A 19,267-nucleotide genomic window follows, 5' to 3' on the forward strand; every position below is an offset into this window, starting at 1 on the left:
GGAACTCCTAACTGAAATTATGTTATACATTAACTTAGTGGCTATCTGGCATTTATAAATACAAAAAGCATTCCCAATTGATTTTTATACAGGCTGCTTTTTCCTCTTATCATACACGGGATGTTACAAATTCTCGGAGGTGTTTAGTGACAAAATGTCTAAAATGACTGCGATCGCTAAACTGCCGTATAAAAAAAACTGGCTAGCATCTGTACTCAACTAAGTGAATACATGATAGTGTAATTTCATTCCTGAAAAAGGTTATGCTTTGATAGTTTAAGCTGGATATAGCTTCTTATTTGTTTTATATATAACAGCTTAAATAAACGTATCGTAATGGAAGATCGATATACTGTGCAAGCCACCAGCAATCCTGGGATGATATCTTCGGCTCCCTTTTTTCAAGGGTTGCCAGAATCTGCTATAGAATTAGCCCTCACCCATCTTGTGACTCGTTCACACCCCAGCAACCAAGTAATTCTCCTAGAAAATGACTGGGGTGGTGCTGTATATTTTATACTAGATGGCTGGGTGAAAATTCGTACCTACAACCTAGAAGGTAAAGAGGTGACACTGAATATTATTGGCAAAGGCGAATTATTCGGTGAAATGGGAGCATTAGATGAAGTACCACGATCTACTGATGTCATTACCCTCACTCCCACAATGATTGGTAGTATGCCATCTCAAGATTTTGTCAAGCTGCTGCACACAGAACCATTAGCCGGACTACGATTATCACAATTAATGGCTCGACGCTTACGACAAGTCAACCGGAGGCTCAGGTTACGAGAATCTGATAGTCAGTCACGTGTAGCCGATACTTTATTATTTCTGGCCGAAGGACAGGGAACACAAGGACAAAAAGGAACGGAAATTCCCAATTTACCTCACCGAGAATTGAGTAGTTTAAGTGGACTAGCCAGGGAAACAGTGACACGAGTATTAACCAGGCTAGAAAAAAAAGGCTTAATTGCAAAATATAGTGAGACAATTTGTATTCCCGATTTATCAGCTCTGGAAAAAATGATTGTCTAAAATACCCGCAACTGATACTAATTCACAGTAGTGGAGGACTGGCCGCAAAGTCGTTAAAACTTTTTTCACCATGAGCATTTCCGATTCTCTACCAGATGACACCCCATCGCCGCAGTTTCATAACGCGCTCAATCAAAATTTAAATCAACACCAGTTGCAACAACCTAAAATAAAAGTTGATGCGCCTTTACGAATGGTGGAAACAGCATTCTTAGCCAGTGCAGGCAGCCTGATTTGGTTCATTAATTTCTACTTCCCTTTAGGGCCGTTATTACGCATATTTTTTCCCATACCCATCGCTTTAGTTTACCTGCGTTGGGGTAAAAGAGCCTCATGGATGGCTGCCATTACTTCTGGTTTGCTGCTATCAGTATTAATGGGGCCGGTTAGGAGTTTATTATTTGTCATGCCCTTTGCTTTTATGGGTGTGCTGTTAGGTGCAACATGGTATCGTCGTGTTCCCTGGATTGTATCTATCACCTTGGGTACACTTTTGGGTTCATTGGGGGTGTTTTTTCGGTTGTGGTTACTGTCTGTGTTGTCCGGTGAAGACCTCTGGATTTATGCGATTAACCAGGTAACAGAAATAATAGAGTGGGTATTTCTCAGGCTGGAATTATTAGCTACTCCCAGTTTGTTCATGGTACAAATAGGGGCTTTGGCTTTAATTGTGCTGAATAACTTTATTTACCTGTTTATGGTACACGTAGCAGCGTGGCTATTACTGGATAGGTTGGGAAATTCTATTCCCCGTCCGCCAGAATGGGTACAGGTTCTTATGGATTATGAAGGCTGAATAATTGATTCGTATTTATACTCAAATAGAACAGGGTGAGAAATGGATTTCTAAGTATAGGCAGAGTTTACCTGTGTTTGCCTGTGTCTTAGGTTTTACTGATACTGGTTTAATTCCAGGAATTTCGGCAGCTGGTAGTACCCCAGAAGCGCGAAGATATACGGCCTGTGCTGATGCGGAATTTTTATATTATGGCAGAAGACGAAAACCTGTCTATCCTCTACCACCACTAACTGCTGGTGCTTCACCTGTAATTATTTCTCGTGCTGTTGTAGAAGCCCTAAATATTCCCGTTTATTTGTTTAACGCTGGCTTACCTCAGTCGCCATCGGTACCAGTGATTGATTTGGGTGGCTCTCCGGCTAAGTGTTTAAGTCAAGGTGCTGCTATGGAAATTACTACAGTACACCACCTGCTGAAACAGGGGCTATTGTGGGGAGAACGCCTAGCGGCTAGTGTTCAATCGGGGTATGTGATTTTAAGTGAGTGCGTTGTGGGAGGTACGACAACTGCTCTGGGAATTTTAACTGGTTTAGGTATAGATGCCCAGGGAAAAGTCAACAGTAGTCACCCTGTTTGTAATCATACACAAAAATGGGAAGTAGTAGCAGCAGGACTGGAGAGAATGAGGGCCTCTGGGGGAAAATTATTATCTTCCTCCTCTGCGGTGATAGATCCCTTAGCACTGGTGGCCGCACTAGGTGATCCTATGCAGGTTGTGGTAGCGGGAATGGCGATCGCCGCTAGTCGTCATTGTGGTGTTATGCTGGCAGGTGGAACACAAATGCTGGCAGTTTATGCTTTAATCAATGCGATCGCACAAGCCTACAGCCTATCTTGGCAACCAGCAGAAATCATCGTAGGAACCACCCGTTGGGTAGCAGAAGATCCCACTGGCCGCACCGTTGAACTAGCCCTCAGCTTAGGAAAAACCATCCCTCCCCTACTTGCTACTCAGTTGAGCTTTGCTAACTCCCGTTATCCCCAACTTCAGGCTTATGAACAGGGCTTTGTCAAAGAAGGTGTAGGCGCTGGATCTGCCTGCATCGCCGCCCATCTCAGCCAAAATTGGTCACAAGATCAACTTTTAACAGCCATTGAAGCTCAACTAGCGCAGGGAATGTTAATGAACTCTGACTTTCATTAATTGCTCTTCTAAAGCAGCAATACGATTGTATGCAGCAGTTAATTGTGCTGTTAGTCGTTGTATTTGAATTTCTGGTGTTAAGTTGTGATCCCCACCTTGGCGATTCATGTCTAAAGAAATACCATCAGTTAATATATCCTTATGTGTAATCAAAAGCCCAAAATTCACAATTCACAATTGATGCAACGACGGTCTTTTTTAGTAGGTGCTAGTGGATTAGCTCTTTCACAGATGTTAATTGGCTGTAGTAGCAGCAACCAGACTGAATTTGATGTGCAATTATTAAAAGGTTCTATACCGAGTCAGATAGTTGCTCAGTTTCGCCAAAGTTTAGAGCAAAAAATTAAGTTAAATTTTACCCCTGTAGAGCAGATACAAGATTTATTTAAACAATTACAAACTTGGCAAAAGCCATCACCAACGGGTGAAGAATCATTCTGGAATCGTTTTATCCCATTTAGAGAATCTTCACCAGAAGTTGCGTCTGACTTAGTGACATTAGGCGATTATTGGCTCAAAGCAGCTATTGAACAAAAGCTGATTCAACCAATTGAAGAAACAGAAATTAAACAGTTAAAAAACTGGTCTACTTTAGATACAAGATGGCGCGAACTTGTAACCCGCGACGACCAAGGAAATTTGGATAATCAAGGAAAAGTTTGGGCTGCTCCCTACCGTTGGGGGAGTACAGTCATTGTTTATAATCGTCAAAAGTTACAAAATTTGAGTTGGAAGCCGCAAGATTGGAGTGACTTGTGGCGAGATGAATTACAAAACCGAATTTCTGTAGTCGATCAATCTAGAGAAATCATCGGTCTAGTGTTAAAAAAGCTAGGAAAATCCTACAATACAGAAAATCTCGAAACCATCCCAGATTTAGAAAATGAACTGAGAGCATTTAACCAACAAGTAAGATTCTATAGTTCTAACAACTACCTAGAACCACTAATTATTGGAGATACTTGGGTAGCAGTTGGTTGGTCTAGCGACATCATACCCCTACTGGCACGTTATCCTCAACTAGTTGCCGTTGTTCCCAAATCAGGAACAGCAATTTGGGCAGATTTATGGGTACGTCCCACAGGAGCGCAAAAAGCCACTTTTTCATCCCAATGGGTTGACTTTTGTTGGGAACCAAACATTTCACCAGAAATTTCTCGATTAACTAGAACTAATTCACCAATTTACCCCAATACGGCTTCATCCCAACTTCAGGAACCATTTAGAACCCTATTACAGAGTAATAGTGAAATTTTCGCCAAAAGTGAATTTCTGCTTTCTCTACCTCCATCAGCCATTCAGCAGTATGAGTCTTTGTTTACCAAAATTAAGCAAAATTAAGAATTAGTTGGGTTAGTTTCTAGAAAGACCGCAACAATCCTAAAGGTTTTTGAGTATTCATCTGGATACGGCAGGATACTGGAGTTGTGGCAAAATTACAAGTGTAAGTTGCCAACAGGTTTTGTTGATAATTGAAAACTCTCAAGTTATAACCTTCTTTTCTCGTACTGCTACCCAAGCGATTAATAAAATCGTAGCGTTCTATATAATCCAGCAAGCTCCAAATTTGCTGATTCACTATCAAGTCTACTCTGGCAGGTTCTTCCTCCCTAGCTGGATATACTATCCAATTATCTAAAAGCTTGTTTTCTGAATTTTCTTTTTCCCACCATAAACTAGGAGTAGTTAATCCTTCTGGGTTAATGGTATTGGCTGTCATCACATTCACATCAGGCTTAGTCAATAAGGCCGGGTCAAAAGGCTCATCTGAAGGGGATGGGACTGATGATTTTTGCGCGTGTGAGGGTAAAATTGGTGACAGAAAAATTGTACTGAGGTAAATAATTAGCAGTAGAGAAAGGGATGTTTTGGGACTAGATAATTTGTATCTCAGCATGAACATACACCATTTTTAATTTATGCTTAATCTTGAATGTGGTGATCATTTATCGGTGTTGGCTAAACTTTGAGGGCAAAAACACGAAGTCTTTTGTAGTCAGCCTTCCAACTACCATCAGAGTACATTTGCGGTGGAAGTGACTGCTCTACATGATTAACAAGTTGTGTTTTTTGGTCAGAAGATAATCCTGCTATGAAGTTGCCGGCAAACATTTGAATCCAGTTGGCTATTCCCGCTTGTTTGTCTGCTAGGGGAGTGGGACGGTTAAATAGGATGGCATAAGTAACATCAAAACCTTGCTTTTCTAAGAGGGTGGTGTATTCGCCAATACTGGGAAAATACCAAGGATTTAATATTTCTAGTTTGGGGATACCCAGTGCTTCTAAACCACTGTACAAAGCTTTGGTTATGGCCTGTACGTTTCCTTTACCACCCAACTCGGCGACAAAACGCCCTCCTGATTTTAGTGCTTGATGCACACAGGCGATCGCCGCCTCTGGTTCTTTGACCCAATGCAAAGTCGCGTTGGAAAATACTGCATCTAATGGCTGGTCTAGTTGAAAGTTTCTAGCATCAGCGACATCAAATAATAAGTGAGGATAGTTTTGTTTAGCTTTCTCAATCATGGCATCTGAGCTATCAATTCCGATTACCTCAGCACCACTCAAGGAAATTTTTTCGGTAAGTTGTCCCGTACCACATCCCAAATCCAAAATGGATTCTCTTGGTTTAGCATTGAGCAATTTCAGCAATTCTTCTCCATATTGCCAAACAAAAGCGTGTTGCTCTTCATAGAGGTGACTATCCCAATCATTATTAGGGGAACTTTCCGGAGAAAATTCGGGGTTTTGGGAAACATCGTTTTTCATGATCAATTTAACCAGCTTTTAAACGAGTATAGAATTAATTAGCACTTACGCACTAGTCACGAAAGAATGAACCACGTTGGTGCTAGCCTCTCCTTTTGGGAGAAGAAACTAAGGACAGAAAGGAAAGAGAGTTTGAGAGGTATTTTGCGTAAGTGCTATTAATAGTTTGATTCATACACTCCTAAAAATTTGGCAATGTTCTGTAAGAGATATACAGATAAAATGGAGTTGTTTTTATGTTGAGGTAATTTCTTAACAGCCTATGATTTACCGAAAAATACTAGGTATTAAATAAGTAGCTCCCGAATATAGTAGATAAAAAGCCGAGCCAAAAAACAAAGTATTTAAAATGGTGATGATATAACCTAATGCCATCAATATCCCATCAGATTCAATGGTTGCTACTGCCAATAATAGCATTCCCACAGCCGGAAGCGGATTTGAAAAAGGAGGATATGGTGACATTAGTAACACTACTAACCAAGTTAGACATATTCCATTTATACGCCAAGTTATCTGATGTTCACTAACTTTTTTCAAGCGTGGGCGGGAAATTTTTTCTAACAACTTAGTGACTCTATGTAAATTTTGTAACAATTTTTGGGCAAACCAATTAGGAAATTGTATAGTGGCAATTTTTTTGGGAAGCCAAGGTGTACGTCTTCCTAAAGCCATCTGTGCTGACATGAGCAAGCAAGCAATACCAAGAGGGGTGCTTAAGCCTGGTGGTGTCGGCAATAAAAATGGTAATACCAATAATGCAATGACTAAGCTAAAACCGCGTTCTGAAGTTTCTGAGATAATATCACCTAGAGTCAGTGGGTTTTTGGCTAGGCGTTGCAGGAGGAATTTAATGTCTTGAGAAAATCTCAGGGGCATTGCACTTAAGTTAATGGGAATTTAGACAAGAGCAATAACTTAATTTTATCTATAATTAACTAGTTCGGAAATTTGAAGAGCAAATAAAAGCAAATAAAAGTTATGTGAATGATTGTTTTTCATGATAGCTGGGATTAACAGCAGCTAACAGTAGAAAAGATGAGTATGGTGAACAGACTGATCATGGTGCAGTAGTTATCGTCATAACAGCAATGAAATTTTCATCCTGTTATCTATTTGTGGGAAATCCATGACATCTCAAGAATTTTTAGAAAATTTGGCTACAGCAGCTACAGATCCCGAAAAACTAATGGTTGTTGCTGAATACTTAGAAACAACTGCAATGGACAATGCAACTACTCCCAGATGGCGCAGCATTCCTTACAGTTCTGAAATTGAGATGGCGCTGAAAAATTTGGCTTTTCATTTAGAAGGACTTGCCGAGGCAAAAAATTGATTTTAGGCTTTTAATTGCCTTCTTTCATCCATTCTCGCGCTGCTTTTTCGGCAGCTTCGGGCGTGTAGTAAATTTTATGCTTGCCAAACACTGCACCACCTGGGCTAATCAACCGAAACTGCCAGGAATCATCTTTTTCAGTATAAAATACTGTGAGGGTAACGTTATGAATGCCAACAACTAAGTGAATTTTGGTGCTACTCATTAGTGGTGTCTCAACGTTTACCCCTTTTTTATCATTTTTAATATATTAATGGAATGCGATTCGCTTATAAAGCGTATAAAGTTTTAAACCAGGTAATAAATCCCTGTACCTTTACATCTTGCGGATTTAAAATATTATACTTAATAGCTTGATGTATTTGTCTACCCGGTTCATCTTGCCATGCTAACCAAGTGTAAATTTCCGCTTTATGAATATAGGAATCTTTGAATATTGCACCTTGATTTTTTGCCTCCCATGCTACCTCCTGAGCATATTTCCAAAGAGATTCCCCCTGTTGAGGAATCATATAACTTAAAAATGTTTCTAGCATACCTTCCATAATATTATCTGGCATAATCCAAACACCAAACCTCTTTCCATCTGGTGTGTTAATAATTAATCCTGTTGCTGGTATTTCTTCAGGAATGTTAGCAATACTTGGTAAACAAGCATTTCTGATACTTTGCCAACGCAAAGAGGCATCATCATCGGCATCTACAACTAAACCTAAATGAGTACGTCTTCCAGTTTGTAATTCTGTATATATAAGGTCTGAAGTTATATTTTCATAACCTTCACATTCTTCAATTAATACTATTGGTTGCCTTTTATTATCAACCCAAGTAATGCCATTTTTTTCAATTAACTCTGGTATGACTCGTAAATCATCTTTCCCTTCAACTAACAATTTTTTGGGATTATCGCTTTTTACCATTGCTCAACGTACCTCAAGTTCTCTTTCAGCAGCAATGACAATTTGCGGTTCAGTAAAAACTATACTTTTTTCTTTACCTTTTTCAATTCTATGGATTCTAATCCCATCCTCAGTTGTATCTTCTTGTTCTGCGATATCAGCTAAACTTTTCCAACAATCACTATTATGTGTAGTGGTAAAAACTTGTACATTTAATCTTTTGGCTGTTTGCCAAATCATTTTCCACATATCGGACATGGTAGTAAAATGGAGTCCTGTATCGATTTCATCTATAAATAAATATCCATCTTTAGCGCACACAGTGGCTAGTATAATTCCTAAGATGCGCCAAATACCATCCCCCATACTGCCAATTGGGACACGCTGTTTACTATCAGCAAGGCGTACAAAAAAACCAGTATGTGATTCAGCAGAACGTAATTTCATCATTTGACTAGCTTTTTGGACATTTGCCAGAGCAATACGTTCAATTTTATTATCAATAATTCTCAGTGCTTCTGTTACTAATTCTTCTTCGGGATTTAACACTACTTCCTCGAATAATTCTGTCATTTTGGCAGTATTGAGGGAAGAAGAATTAATAAATATAGTTCTAGGGGATTTATTTTTTTTATACCAGCTAGGACGTTTAAGAAATTTTGACTCTACACAATAATTATCTAATAAAGGAAATTCAGCAACTTGTTTTTTTTCTTCTTCTCTCTGCCAAATAACTCGTAATTTTATGCTTCCAAAGGGATAATAATCTTCAAAAGTGATATTTTTTTGTTGGGATTTCTTGTCTAAATTATCATCATTTAAATCATAAGGAATCTGTGATTTTATTTCACCTATTTTTATAGAAAACTCTTCTTTAAGATCATCGTTAATTCCTGAAATTAAAAATGCACTATTTACCTGAATTTCATGCTCGTGAAATAAATGAGAGATATCAAACTCACGCTCTTCTCTGATATTATCACTCCATAAATACTCCCCTCGGTTGATCATTATTTCACCGAGTGGCTCAAGATTAATCCGTGAGCATAAAAGCTGAATAGCTTCTAATAGAGATGTTTTACCACTGTTATTTTCACCCACGAGCAGATTAATTCTACCTAGCTGCTGAAGCTCGAAAGATTTGAAACGTCGAAAATTCTCTATTTTTATGCTCTTTAACATAATTTTTTAGCCAGAGACAACAAAGAGCTAATGACTGAGATTAGTGTAATGAGATTAGTGTAAATAGTTGTGATACTTCTCACTTTAGCAAAACCAGCGCGTACTTCAACTGCATTCGTCAACATTCAAATCTACAAGCTCAAATTTAACTTTGTTATATAAATCTTGTAGGGAAATCTCAAAGGGTATAGTATTGAGTGCGATCGCCTGATCTTCCTCATCATACTCACGCAGTGACCATTGCTTTTTCCCAGTCTTAGAAAACTGCTCTACACGAATTCGAGTTTGGTCAATTAGTAAATATTCTTGAAACGTAGGAATAGTTCGATAAGCCTCAAATTTATTCTCACGGTCATAGCCTTTGGTGGATTTTGATAAAACCTCAATAATCACCTGTGGATTGACAATTATATCTTTTCGATTATTGAAAAATTCTGGTTCATCCGCCAGAATCATCACATCTGGATAAGTATAGATACGCTTTTGCGCTATCCACAGACGCAAATCACCTGCGAAAGCCTCATAGTTCTGCTGTCTGAAAGCAAAATTGAATGCTGCATAGAGATTCCCAGAGATTCGGCTATGATCTATTGTTCCACCTGCCATTGGAATTATTTCCCCGTCAATATATTCGCTTTTATAATTAGCAGCCTCTTCTAAGGCTAAATATTCCTCTGGCGTATAATATCGCTGTTGTGTTACTTGCATAGTTTTTTCCTGTAGCGATGCCTACAAATATTCTAACGTGTTCAGTCTAATCATCTTAATTACGAATTACGAATTATTCCCACAGTCTTCTCCGATTTTTCCCGCCTAATCTTTCGTGAGTATCTGCTAACAAAGCAGGAATATCTAAGTTTTCTGGACATCTAGGTAAACATTCACCGCATTCTGTACAACGGTTAGCTTTCATTCCAGGAAACCAATGACCAGCATTTTCAAACATTCCATAACGATATTTTCCATAATCTGTCATATCGTAAGCAACAGCTAGATTTCGCAACCGCAATACTTCGGGGATATTGATGTTTTCTGGACAAGGTAAACAATCATAACACTGGCTACACTTATCAGTTTTTAATGCATATTTTTGGTGATTTTGTAATCTTTGAAAAGCTAAATTTTCCTCTGAAATTAATTTATAAATACTATCAGCAAGCTGTAAAGGTGCTATTAATTCATCTGGGTTAGCGGCTCCAACACTTAAGGTTGTAATCCGATGGTCACTGAGTAAAAATCGATAGTTTAATTCTAAAGGTGAATAAGGCTGACACAGGTCTATTAATGTTTGGGGTGGTGTGTAAAGAAGACCACCTTTATCGGCTGGAGAAATAATAAAAATGCCCATGTCCTTTTCAGCAGCTAACTGAATTGCTGGAGCATGACGCTGGAAAAAATAGTAATAATGCAGATTGACAAACTCAAACAAGTCTGTGTTTATTGCTGCTAAAATTAGTTCTAATGAACCGTGAGTAGAAAAACCAACGTGTCGTACTCGACCGTCATCAACTGCTTTTTGGACAGCTTGCATACAGCCATTATGGGCTTTTACCCACTGGAGATGCTCCCAAGTGTTTAACCCATGAATGCCTAAACAATCTAAATAATCTACGTTTAATCGTTGTAGAGATTCATTGATCAACCGACCCATACTATCAGCATCAGCTGTAGGCGGTATTTTACTAGTGATGTAAATCTGAGAGCGGGGTACTGATAATCCCTTTTTGATAGCTGCACCAAGATATTCTTCACTTTTGCCATAACCTCTGGCTGTTTCGAGGTGATTTACTCCCAGATTTAGAGCTTGAGCTATTGTCTGCTGTGCATTTTCGCTATCAGCCAAGTAGCGCATTGTTCCTAAAGAAAAAACCGAGAGGTGTAGGTTAGTCTTTCCAAAGCGTCGGTATTGCATTAGCTAAGTGGTGAATAAGAACAATAGGGAAAGTGTGGATTTAGAGAGAAATACAGAAGGATTTGGCGATAAATCCCATTTTATTCTTCTCTGTAACAGTACACCTGGACTTTCCCCAATTCCTAAGCCCCATTCATTGATTACCAAAGCGCTTAATTAAGTCTTCGGGACGAAGATTGGAGATAAATTCGCGGAAGGCTTGCTGTTCTGCTTCATCAGCGTCCCGATCAACGGGGATAGAAGCATCGGAAACCACTTCTTCCATGACCCAAATGGGGGAATTTGTCCGCAAAGCAACTGCGATCGCATCGCTGGGACGCGCATCAATTTCTTTTTTGATTTCTCCCTGTTGCACAATTAAGGATGCGTAAAATGTGTCTTTTTGTAAGGAGTGAATAATTACCTTTTCTAGAATCATTGAACACGACTCTAAAAGACTCACTATTAAATCATGTGTTAAGGGTCTAGGCGGCTTTTGATTTTCTAGCGCACCCATAATTGCCCTCGCCTGTTCCTGTCCAATATAAATTGGCAAAGCCCGGCGATCTGAGGCATCTTTTAAAAGTACGATGGGACTGCGGGTTATGGCATCTAATGCTATGCCAGCGACTCTCATTTCAATCATTGCCTAAACCTCCACAATCCTATTAATGATTGGGCGGTCTGTCACAAATAATACCGTTACTTTGAGTAACTTGGGGGTGGGAATAAACATAAGCATTGTTCTCTATAATTGCTTCTATTAAACTGCTAACTTGTTGCGAAGACCAGAGTAAGTCAAAGTAGTCTACTTAGACAATAACCTGATTAACCAAGTATGCCTGGTGAATCCTGCGAATGTGTTAATAAATTTATAATAGAAAGAGTCGGAAATTATACTTAAAGTGTTCGGCATTAATGTCAGAATTACAGTGAATTTTGGACAAAATTAGACAATAATTAGAATTAGTTTGAGAAAAAAGCCGTGTTTACAGGATTAGTCCAAGCCATAGGAACGATGAAACCTCTAGGGGGCGACTCTTGGCAAATTACCTTTGTCAGTCAGTCTGCTGATGTGATTATGCAGGATTTAGCTTACGGCGACAGTGTGGCGGTAGATGGGGTTTGTTTAACAGTAGAGAAAATTTTAGATAATGGGTTTGTTGCTACTGCTTCACCAGAAACTTTGCGTCGCACGACCTTGGGAGATGAGCAAAACCCAGAACATTACGTCAACTTAGAACCTTCGCTGCGGGTGGGGGGCAAAGTAGGCGGTCACTTTGTTATGGGTCATGTAGACGGTATAGGTCAATTAGTAACTGCTGAACAAACAGCTAGTTCTTGGGAAATGACTTTTACTGCACCCGATGCGATCGCCCGGTATATTGTCCCCAAAGGTAGCATTGCTGTAAACGGTATCAGCTTGACAGTAGCTGCTTATGAGCCGGAATTGTCTCAGTTCACAGTGGCTGTAATTCCACTCACTTATGACGAGACAAATCTCCGCGATCTTGTCCCTGGTAGTTGGGTGAATTTAGAAGGAGATATTCTCGGTAAATACGTGGAGAAATTCCTGTCTCCCGGTCAACAGGGAGGGAAAACCGATATGGTGACACCTGAGTTTTTAGCAGAACATGGGTATGTGTGATTAGGGAGAGAAGAGGCAGGGGTGCAGGGAGCAGGGAAGGGGTGCAGGGAGCAGGGGGAAAAGTTCCTAGTCTCCAGTCCCCAATACCTAGTCCCCAATACCCAGTCCCTAGTCTTAGCTTTCTGGTTGTTGGCTAACTCTAGCTGTTTGTAAAGCTTGTACTAGCTGATTTAGAGCAACTTGTAATTGTACACCTGAGTCCACAGCCACCCAACCTTGTGGTTTCAGGTGACGGACTTCAAAATGTAGGTGAGGCCCTGTAGAGTTACCAGTGCTGCCAACTCGCCCAATGACGGTTCCTTGTTCTACCTTCTGACCGGGTTGAACATATAACTCTGACAAGTGAGCATAAAGGGTTTGTTCAGCCGAAGGATGGTTAACAATTACAGTTAAACCGTAACCACCCATCCAGTTCGCGGTTTCAACTTTACCTGCTGCGGCTGCTACTACTGGTGTACCCATTGGCGCGCCTAAATCTGTGCCGGCGTGGAAGCGGCGATCGCCTGAAATCGGATGAGTTCTCCAACCAAATACAGAAGTAATCCGAGCCGGGATAGAAATGGGAAATATCATCCCCCCGTCACCACCATAAGCGAGATTCCCTGTGAAGGGTATTTGGGGCAATACCGATGCTAGAGGGAAGTCGTAAGCTACTGTACTGGTGCGGGGTGCAACATTAGCTGCTGTCATTGGTGGGGGGAGAGTCTCACCACTTGGTGCAATGGAAGATCCATTAACCGAGGTAGTAGCGAAATCGCTGGGGTTAGGGAGAAAACGATTCGGGCGAGATGCAGTTTTATTAGCCGCTACTGGTCTAGTCACTGGCGTATTAGTAGCTACTGGTCTAGCCACTGGTGTATTAGTCACTGATGTAGCTGCTGCAACATTTGCCACCGGAGTATTTTGGCTAGCTTTTAGCCAATTTGGTGTAGTTTTACCATCAGAATTAGCTGCTTGCTGATTGCTTCCAGGTGATTGAACACAATTACTAGCTGATAAACTTTGCCCAGAGGGTAAAACAGTTTGACAACCACTAGCGCGTTCTGTTAGCACCACAGAGTTAGGTGCTTGATAAGTAACAGTAGCGTTAGTTTTGTAATTGGTAGGATCAAGATAGGTATTTTTGTAATCCCTTGTTTCTCCTCCTCCCCTAGCCGTACTGTCAGAGTTATTGGCTGGTTGGGCAATTTCTGGCAGGTTTTCCGGTAAGGTGCGGGGTGTTGCAGTAGGTTGGGGGACTTCAGTTTTAGGTATTTCCAAGGTTACATCTGCCCTGGGAATAGTCACCGGATTTTTCGGTGTTTCCAGAGTTACATCTGCCCTGGGAATAGTCACCTCTGTTTTGGGTTTCTCCAGAGTTACATTTACCCTGGGAGTAGTCACTGGATTTTTCGGTGTTTCCAAGGTTACATCTGCCCTGGGAATAGTCACCGGATTTTTCGGTGTTTCCAAGGTTGCATTTTTCCTGGGAGTAGTCACCTCTGTTTTGGGTTGTTCCAGAGTCACACTTGTTTCTGGAGTAGAAACCCCTTGTCTACTGCGTAATCTCTGAGTTAAGTCAGCTTGGCCTTTTGCAACATCCGATTCTGGTGAAGATGGTGCAGCAGAAACAGTATTTTTTTTAACTTCCGTTGGTATAACTACTGTTGGTGGAGAACTTTCAACAGTGGGAACAATATTATCTATACCCGTTTCTGTTTGAGCAATTGCCAAACCCCCACTTAAGAAACTGGCACTACTCAGCAAGAAAAAGCTTTGTGCTGGTAGGGTAGATGCATAAATATGGAGCAAATTTCCGTAAGGATTGCGTTTTGTAGAGTTATTTAAATTTTGATGGGCAGATTTATGGCGCTGCGTCATTGTTTCTCTCAGTTGTTTTAAATTAGCCTAAAGAGATGAGTCAGTGGTTTGTGTTGCCCAAAGAGCGAAATTTTCAACAAACCTAAAATAAAACAGAAGATTTACTGTAACCCAAACTGATTGTACCGGGTTCGACATAAATTTCTGGTATTTTTATCTGATTGGGATCATACACATCAAAAGATACGTGAAGTTTCCCCTGTGAAGTTACGCCCACCACAGTGCCTAAAAGATTATTGATGTATACCTGATCACCGATGTTTGTCAGTAAATCTAAGTATCGAGACAAGAGTACACTTATTCCTTCTTGGCAGAGACAGTCTATACCGGATTTTATTCCGAATAAAACAGTGGAAGTGAGCATTTCTAGACAATAAATAGCCTGAGTGGACTGGGAAAGTTGCCAGGATTGGAGATTAATCCCAGTATTTGGTACTGAATTAGCCCAGTTAATCCCGACACCAATTACTGCTTGTATGATCTTGCCGTTGTGGATTTTTGTTTCCGTTAAAATGCCCCCGAGTTTGCGACTCTGTAATACTAAGTCATTGGGCCATTTTATGCCCACACTTATGCCACACTGACGCAACCCCTCGGCAATTCCCCAAGCACTGGCTAAGGTGAGTTGATAACTATCACTAGCTTTTAGTGTAGGTACAATACCCACCGAAAGATATAGTCCTCCGGTGGGAGAAATCCACTCCCGCCCCCATTGTCCTCTACCGGCAGTTTGCTGAGTAGCAATAACTACGGAGTTTTTATCAGCCCCCTGTTTCAGCAAGTCCCACAGGGTCTGATTCGTGGAAGGGACATTTTCAAAAATATGTAGGGAGGTTGGTAAATCAGTATACCTAATTCCCGATTGTAGGTGATTTTGCAAAAGTTGCCGACTAAATCCCACAGCAGTTAACCGAAATCCCGTTGTTCAAGTTAGCATTAATTGATTGATTTTGATTTCTGTTTAGGTTCAAGATGCACACTTGGCACTGGCACGATTGGCAAGGACTACCCTATCTTACTTGTAGTCTGCTCACGGATTGGCATCATGGCTTTTTTACTCAGCAGTTTTGGCCGCGATCGCCTGAAGATTTGACAAAGTTAATGCACCCGGAAGCCTCAGCTTATCGCTTAAAACAGGTACATGGCAATATAGTTGTCACCCCCGAAGAAATTGAAAACAACCCAGGAGAAGAGGATTCTGGTTTAGTTTCAGGAGATGGTTTAATCAGTCAATACCCACTACAAGCACTTTGGGTAGCCAGCGCCGATTGTACACCTGTATTAATTGGGGATATGAAAACTGGACAAGTAGCTGCATTACACGCGGGTTGGCGAGGAACTGCGAAGAAGATTGTTCCAGGGGCGATCGCCCGACTGCAAAATCAAGGTAGCCAACTCCATGACTTACGCATTGCAATGGGACCTGCGATCGCCGGTGAAGTTTACCAAGTTTCTCTGGAAGTCGCGGCGGAAGTGGGTGCTACCATTACACCCCATAAAGAAGAACAGCAGATTATCGATGCTTTGCATCAGTTACCCAACTCACCTTTATTAGCAGACCCCGAACCCGGAAAGGTGAAATTGGATGTGCGGCGAGTCAATGCGTTACAACTAGAAAACTTGGGGATTAGCGCCGAACAAATTGCGATCGCCCCTTACTGTACCTATCAAACGCCAGAATATTTCTTTTCCTATCGTCGAGAGCAGCAGAAGAAAATTCAATGGTCAGGAATTTTAAATAAGAGTCCTATAGATTAGTAATCCGCTTTAATTTTTCAACTTACTTGCGTAGGTGGGGAGTAGGGAGTGGGGAGTGGGGAGTGGTAAAAAGCCATTTTGAGTTGTGCTGAGTTGTTTCAGAAATCAAATAACAGTCCTATTTAATTTTTGTTAGCCTAGAGTGATTTTTTAGTTACACTGTAAACTCTATACAGTTTACCAAAAACGTTATGCACTGGTTGTTATCTGGACCGTTGAGTATACAGAGATTAACGGTTAAGATTCCGGATTTACCTGTATCGTTACAAGGTAAAAAATTAGTGCAGATGTCAGACTTTCATTATGATGGTGTAGGATTATCAGAAAAATTATTAGCAGAGGCGATCGCCGCTAGTAACCAACTAAAACCAGATTTAGTCCTATTAACAGGCGACTATGTAACCACCACCCCAGAACCCATTCACACCCTAGCCTTACGACTCAAACAGCTACAGAGTCAGGCGGGGATTTATGCAGTCCTGGGTAATCATGATATCCGTCACAAAAACTCAAAAAGCGAAATCACCAACGCCCTTACCAAAATAGGGGTTAACGTCCTCTGGAATCAAATCGCCTATCCTTGGGGAAAAGAACTACCATTAATAGGACTAGCAGACCTTTATTCCAGACAATTCCATCCAGATCTCGTCATGAACCAAATCGACCCCGATACACCCCGGATTGTCCTATCTCATAACCCTGATACTGCCGAATTATTGCAAGCATGGCGAGTAGATTTGCAACTATCTGGTCATACACATGGCGGACAAATAGTAATTCCCGGAATAGGGCCACTATTACTTTGTTATAAAAAAATCAAGCAAAAGATACCTATCAATCATCTCTTTGCAACTCCGCGAAAAAAACGCTTTTTCTTCCACCATTGGGAATGGGCGCAAGGCTTACATCAAGTAGGAGACAATCAACTATATGTTAATCGTGGCTTAGGAACTTATCTCCCAGGAAGATTATTTTGTCCACCGGAACTTACAGAAATTATTCTCCAGAGAGCATAAATGCACCTCTTGTTTTTCTCAGGATTAAATATTTATTTGAATTTTTGATAAGCTGTAAGCAATGGTAAGAGGAGTCTCTGTTGCACTATGCACTGGTTGTTTACGGGACGTTTAAGAGTAGATAAAATAACGGTTAAGATTGCGGATTTACCACAATCTTTACACAGTACAAAGCTCGTACAGTTGACAGATTTTCACTATGATGGTTTGAGAATTTCTGAAGAACTTTTAGCACAAGCCATAGAAGCCACTAACGAAGCTGAACCCGATATCATTCTATTAACAGGCGACTATGTAACTGATGATCCTACACCAATTCACCAACTAGCCCTCAGACTCAAACACTTACAAAGTCGCTGTGGAATTTACGCCGTTCTGGGAAATCACGACATACATTACAAACACTCAAAAACAGAAATCACATCTGCATTAACTAGCATAGGAATTAATGTCCTGTGGAATGAAATCGCCTATCCTCTTGGAGAACAATTACCAATAATAGGACTAGCTGAATATTGGTCACGGGAATTTAACCCCGAACCAATTATGAAGCAACTCAATTCCCATACACCCCGCATTGTTTTATCTCATAACCCAGATACTGCCAAAATTCTGGAAAAGTGGCGAGTAGATTTGCAGCTATCTGGACATACCCACGGTGGTCATATAGTTATACCAGGACTTGGCCCCGCAATTTTCTATTATCAAAAGCTGCTGAAAAAACTACCTAACAAACTCAAATCTTGGGAACCATTATTATTAGGAGACTGCGGTAAAGTCGTGCGATATTGGGAATGGGCTAAAGGTTTTCATCAAGTTTCTCAAAATCAACTATATGTTAATCGTGGTTTAGGAACTTATCGCCCCGGACGTTTATTTTGTCCACCAGAAGTTACCGTTATTACGTTAATTAGCCAATAGTTATTAATTATATATTTTTAAACCGCCCTAAGTTACGATGGAAAAGTATCAGTAACCCACGGCGGTTTATTAAAGCTGTAATTTTTCGAGAAGATTTAAAAAACAGGGTAAACTAACTCAACTAAAGTGGACAATTTTCGCAATCTTTTATCTCGCAATTGAGCATCCTTGATTCCGATAAACAGGCATCTCTCACTAGCAAGTTTAAACACCTCCCAAAAAATCAAATAACTCAACGCTGAAAAACTTTTTGAGGATGCAACAACTGAGCCATGATTGCGATGTCATTAGAGCAGGAGGTACAGGCTCTAACTGCAAGGTTTATGTAATTAACTCTTCACTTTTTTGTACCTTGAAATTAATGTAGCACCTCAGATTCAATTCATGGGAGATGTTTACTAAAGTTTAATAGCATTAACTTTCTGTAACATTTGATTTTCTGACACCATCTTGATAACAGTTGTAACGTAGGGTGGGTATAGCTACGGTAGAGCGATCGCGCAACCCACCAAAACCTAGTTATGGCATCAGTTATCTACATTGGCGATATTTAATGTAATAAACTAAACCACGGTGTGTGAGGTCAAAGGAGTCAACAGTAGCCATTCCTTGACCACTGGCGATCATCGAAGCATTCACCCGCATATTCACACTATCGCCACAACTTGACCAGACATCAGCTTTAGTCGCTAACTGATCTCGGACATTATAATCAGTTTCGCCTCTAAATGTTCTGGAAAAAACCGGGCCACGCTGACCAGCAAAAAAGTATTCTGCTCTCAACCTCCCAGTTGTACCGGGACCAACATAACCCCGATAATCAGCATCGTAGAAAGAAATTTGAAAGCCTTGGGGTACTCTAATGGGAATACTCAAGTTACAGCTTTTACGACTTTCTCTGGAGTTGTTCCCAAGAGCGATAAATTCATCGAAGAGAATACTTAGCTCTTGACCCAGAAATGTTGAATCTCGTTACAAAACTTTACATATTCAGGTATAGTAGTTT

The 19,267-nt window shown here is 40.5% G+C and carries 21 protein-coding genes and 1 pseudogene; 9 read left to right on the forward strand and 13 right to left on the reverse strand.

The features are described 5' to 3' along the window. Nucleotides 1-336: 336 nt before the first annotated feature. The 3 genes from ACM0OP_RS13400 (at nucleotide 337) to cobT (ending at nucleotide 2,981) form a co-directional block, all read left to right on the forward strand. A complete protein-coding gene (locus ACM0OP_RS13400) occupies nucleotides 337-1,038 on the forward strand; it encodes a Crp/Fnr family transcriptional regulator (protein WP_414528909.1) in 702 nt (233 codons plus the stop codon). Between the two features lie 70 nt (nucleotides 1,039-1,108). Beyond that, the gene (locus tag ACM0OP_RS13405; protein WP_414528910.1) at nucleotides 1,109-1,834 is read left to right on the forward strand and encodes a DUF2232 domain-containing protein; all 726 of its coding nucleotides are present in this window, start codon (nucleotides 1,109-1,111) and stop codon (nucleotides 1,832-1,834) included. A 4-nt stretch (nucleotides 1,835-1,838) separates the two neighbouring features. Continuing rightward, the gene (gene cobT / locus ACM0OP_RS13410; RefSeq protein WP_414528911.1) at nucleotides 1,839-2,981 is read left to right on the forward strand and encodes a nicotinate mononucleotide-dependent phosphoribosyltransferase CobT; all 1,143 of its coding nucleotides are present in this window, start codon (nucleotides 1,839-1,841) and stop codon (nucleotides 2,979-2,981) included. Here the strand turns inward: cobT and ACM0OP_RS13415 are convergent. Then, a complete protein-coding gene (locus ACM0OP_RS13415) occupies nucleotides 2,958-3,134 on the reverse strand; it encodes a hypothetical protein (RefSeq protein ID WP_414528932.1) in 177 nt (58 codons plus the stop codon). The genes cobT and ACM0OP_RS13415 overlap by 24 nt on opposite strands. Nucleotides 3,135-3,161: 27 nt before the next feature. On the opposite strand from ACM0OP_RS13415, the gene ACM0OP_RS13420 reads away from it, so the two are divergent. Further along, a complete protein-coding gene (locus tag ACM0OP_RS13420; protein WP_414528912.1) occupies nucleotides 3,162-4,322 on the forward strand; it encodes an extracellular solute-binding protein in 1,161 nt (386 codons plus the stop codon). Between the two features lie 19 nt (nucleotides 4,323-4,341). Here the strand turns inward: ACM0OP_RS13420 and ACM0OP_RS13425 are convergent, their stop codons facing one another. From ACM0OP_RS13425 to ACM0OP_RS13435, 3 genes are all read right to left on the reverse strand, one after another. Continuing rightward, nucleotides 4,342-4,878, reverse strand: a complete 537-nt coding sequence (locus ACM0OP_RS13425; RefSeq protein WP_414528913.1) for a hypothetical protein — start codon at nucleotides 4,876-4,878, stop codon at nucleotides 4,342-4,344. Nucleotides 4,879-4,940: 62 nt separating this feature from the next. Continuing rightward, on the reverse strand, nucleotides 4,941-5,750 hold the full coding sequence (locus ACM0OP_RS13430; RefSeq protein ID WP_414528914.1) for a class I SAM-dependent methyltransferase: 810 nt from the start codon (nucleotides 5,748-5,750) through the stop codon (nucleotides 4,941-4,943). Between the two features lie 267 nt (nucleotides 5,751-6,017). After that, nucleotides 6,018-6,629, reverse strand: coding sequence for an exopolysaccharide biosynthesis protein (locus ACM0OP_RS13435; protein ID WP_414528915.1), 612 nt, complete (start codon nucleotides 6,627-6,629; stop codon nucleotides 6,018-6,020). A gap of 250 nt (nucleotides 6,630-6,879) precedes the next feature. On the opposite strand from ACM0OP_RS13435, the gene ACM0OP_RS13440 reads away from it, so the two are divergent. Continuing rightward, nucleotides 6,880-7,086 (forward strand): hypothetical protein, encoded by a 207-nt coding sequence (locus ACM0OP_RS13440; protein ID WP_414528916.1) that lies wholly within the window; start codon nucleotides 6,880-6,882, stop codon nucleotides 7,084-7,086. A 10-nt stretch (nucleotides 7,087-7,096) separates the two neighbouring features. Here ACM0OP_RS13440 and ACM0OP_RS13445 read toward each other — a convergent pair whose 3' ends face one another. The 6 genes from ACM0OP_RS13445 to ACM0OP_RS13470 form a co-directional block, all read right to left on the reverse strand. Beyond that, entirely contained in the window at nucleotides 7,097-7,291 is a 195-nt protein-coding gene (locus tag ACM0OP_RS13445) for a hypothetical protein (RefSeq protein ID WP_414528917.1), read from the reverse strand. Nucleotides 7,292-7,355: 64 nt separating this feature from the next. Next, nucleotides 7,356-8,006, reverse strand: coding sequence for a DUF3226 domain-containing protein (locus ACM0OP_RS13450; protein WP_414528918.1), 651 nt, complete (start codon nucleotides 8,004-8,006; stop codon nucleotides 7,356-7,358). A 3-nt stretch (nucleotides 8,007-8,009) separates the two neighbouring features. Then, complete coding sequence (locus ACM0OP_RS13455; RefSeq protein WP_414528919.1) at nucleotides 8,010-9,167, reverse strand: AAA family ATPase; 1,158 nt, start codon at nucleotides 9,165-9,167, stop codon at nucleotides 8,010-8,012. Nucleotides 9,168-9,272: 105 nt separating this feature from the next. After that, on the reverse strand, nucleotides 9,273-9,875 hold the full coding sequence (locus ACM0OP_RS13460) for a Uma2 family endonuclease (RefSeq protein WP_414528920.1): 603 nt from the start codon (nucleotides 9,873-9,875) through the stop codon (nucleotides 9,273-9,275). Nucleotides 9,876-9,948: 73 nt separating this feature from the next. Then, entirely contained in the window at nucleotides 9,949-11,079 is a 1,131-nt protein-coding gene (locus tag ACM0OP_RS13465; RefSeq protein WP_414528921.1) for an aldo/keto reductase, read from the reverse strand. A gap of 133 nt (nucleotides 11,080-11,212) precedes the next feature. Next, a complete protein-coding gene (locus ACM0OP_RS13470) occupies nucleotides 11,213-11,704 on the reverse strand; it encodes a bifunctional nuclease family protein (protein ID WP_414528922.1) in 492 nt (163 codons plus the stop codon). Nucleotides 11,705-12,043: 339 nt separating this feature from the next. Between ACM0OP_RS13470 and ACM0OP_RS13475 the strand changes: the two genes are divergently transcribed. Continuing rightward, complete coding sequence (locus ACM0OP_RS13475; protein WP_414528923.1) at nucleotides 12,044-12,706, forward strand: riboflavin synthase; 663 nt, start codon at nucleotides 12,044-12,046, stop codon at nucleotides 12,704-12,706. Between the two features lie 114 nt (nucleotides 12,707-12,820). Here ACM0OP_RS13475 and ACM0OP_RS13480 read toward each other — a convergent pair whose 3' ends face one another. Then, the gene (locus tag ACM0OP_RS13480; RefSeq protein ID WP_414528925.1) at nucleotides 12,821-14,566 is read right to left on the reverse strand and encodes a peptidoglycan DD-metalloendopeptidase family protein; all 1,746 of its coding nucleotides are present in this window, start codon (nucleotides 14,564-14,566) and stop codon (nucleotides 12,821-12,823) included. A gap of 82 nt (nucleotides 14,567-14,648) precedes the next feature. Next, entirely contained in the window at nucleotides 14,649-15,467 is an 819-nt protein-coding gene (locus ACM0OP_RS13485) for a biotin--[acetyl-CoA-carboxylase] ligase (protein ID WP_414528926.1), read from the reverse strand. A 71-nt stretch (nucleotides 15,468-15,538) separates the two neighbouring features. Between ACM0OP_RS13485 and pgeF the strand changes: the two genes are divergently transcribed. The 3 genes from pgeF (at nucleotide 15,539) to ACM0OP_RS13500 (ending at nucleotide 18,261) form a co-directional block, all read left to right on the forward strand. Next, nucleotides 15,539-16,324, forward strand: coding sequence for a peptidoglycan editing factor PgeF (gene pgeF / locus ACM0OP_RS13490; protein ID WP_414528927.1), 786 nt, complete (start codon nucleotides 15,539-15,541; stop codon nucleotides 16,322-16,324). Between the two features lie 191 nt (nucleotides 16,325-16,515). Then, complete coding sequence (locus ACM0OP_RS13495; protein WP_414528928.1) at nucleotides 16,516-17,340, forward strand: metallophosphoesterase; 825 nt, start codon at nucleotides 16,516-16,518, stop codon at nucleotides 17,338-17,340. Nucleotides 17,341-17,427: 87 nt separating this feature from the next. After that, nucleotides 17,428-18,261 carry a metallophosphoesterase gene (locus tag ACM0OP_RS13500; RefSeq protein WP_414528929.1) on the forward strand — a complete coding sequence of 278 codons (834 nt, stop codon included), beginning with the start codon at nucleotides 17,428-17,430 and terminating at the stop codon, nucleotides 18,259-18,261. A 531-nt stretch (nucleotides 18,262-18,792) separates the two neighbouring features. Here ACM0OP_RS13500 and ACM0OP_RS13505 read toward each other — a convergent pair. After that, nucleotides 18,793-19,215, reverse strand: a pseudogene (locus tag ACM0OP_RS13505) (DUF4360 domain-containing protein); the annotation flags it as partial. Between the last annotated feature and the right edge of the window lie 52 nt (nucleotides 19,216-19,267).

The organism is Nodularia chucula CCY0103 (genome assembly GCF_963923915.1).
GTDB lineage: Bacteria > Cyanobacteriota > Cyanobacteriia > Cyanobacteriales > Nostocaceae > Nodularia > Nodularia chucula.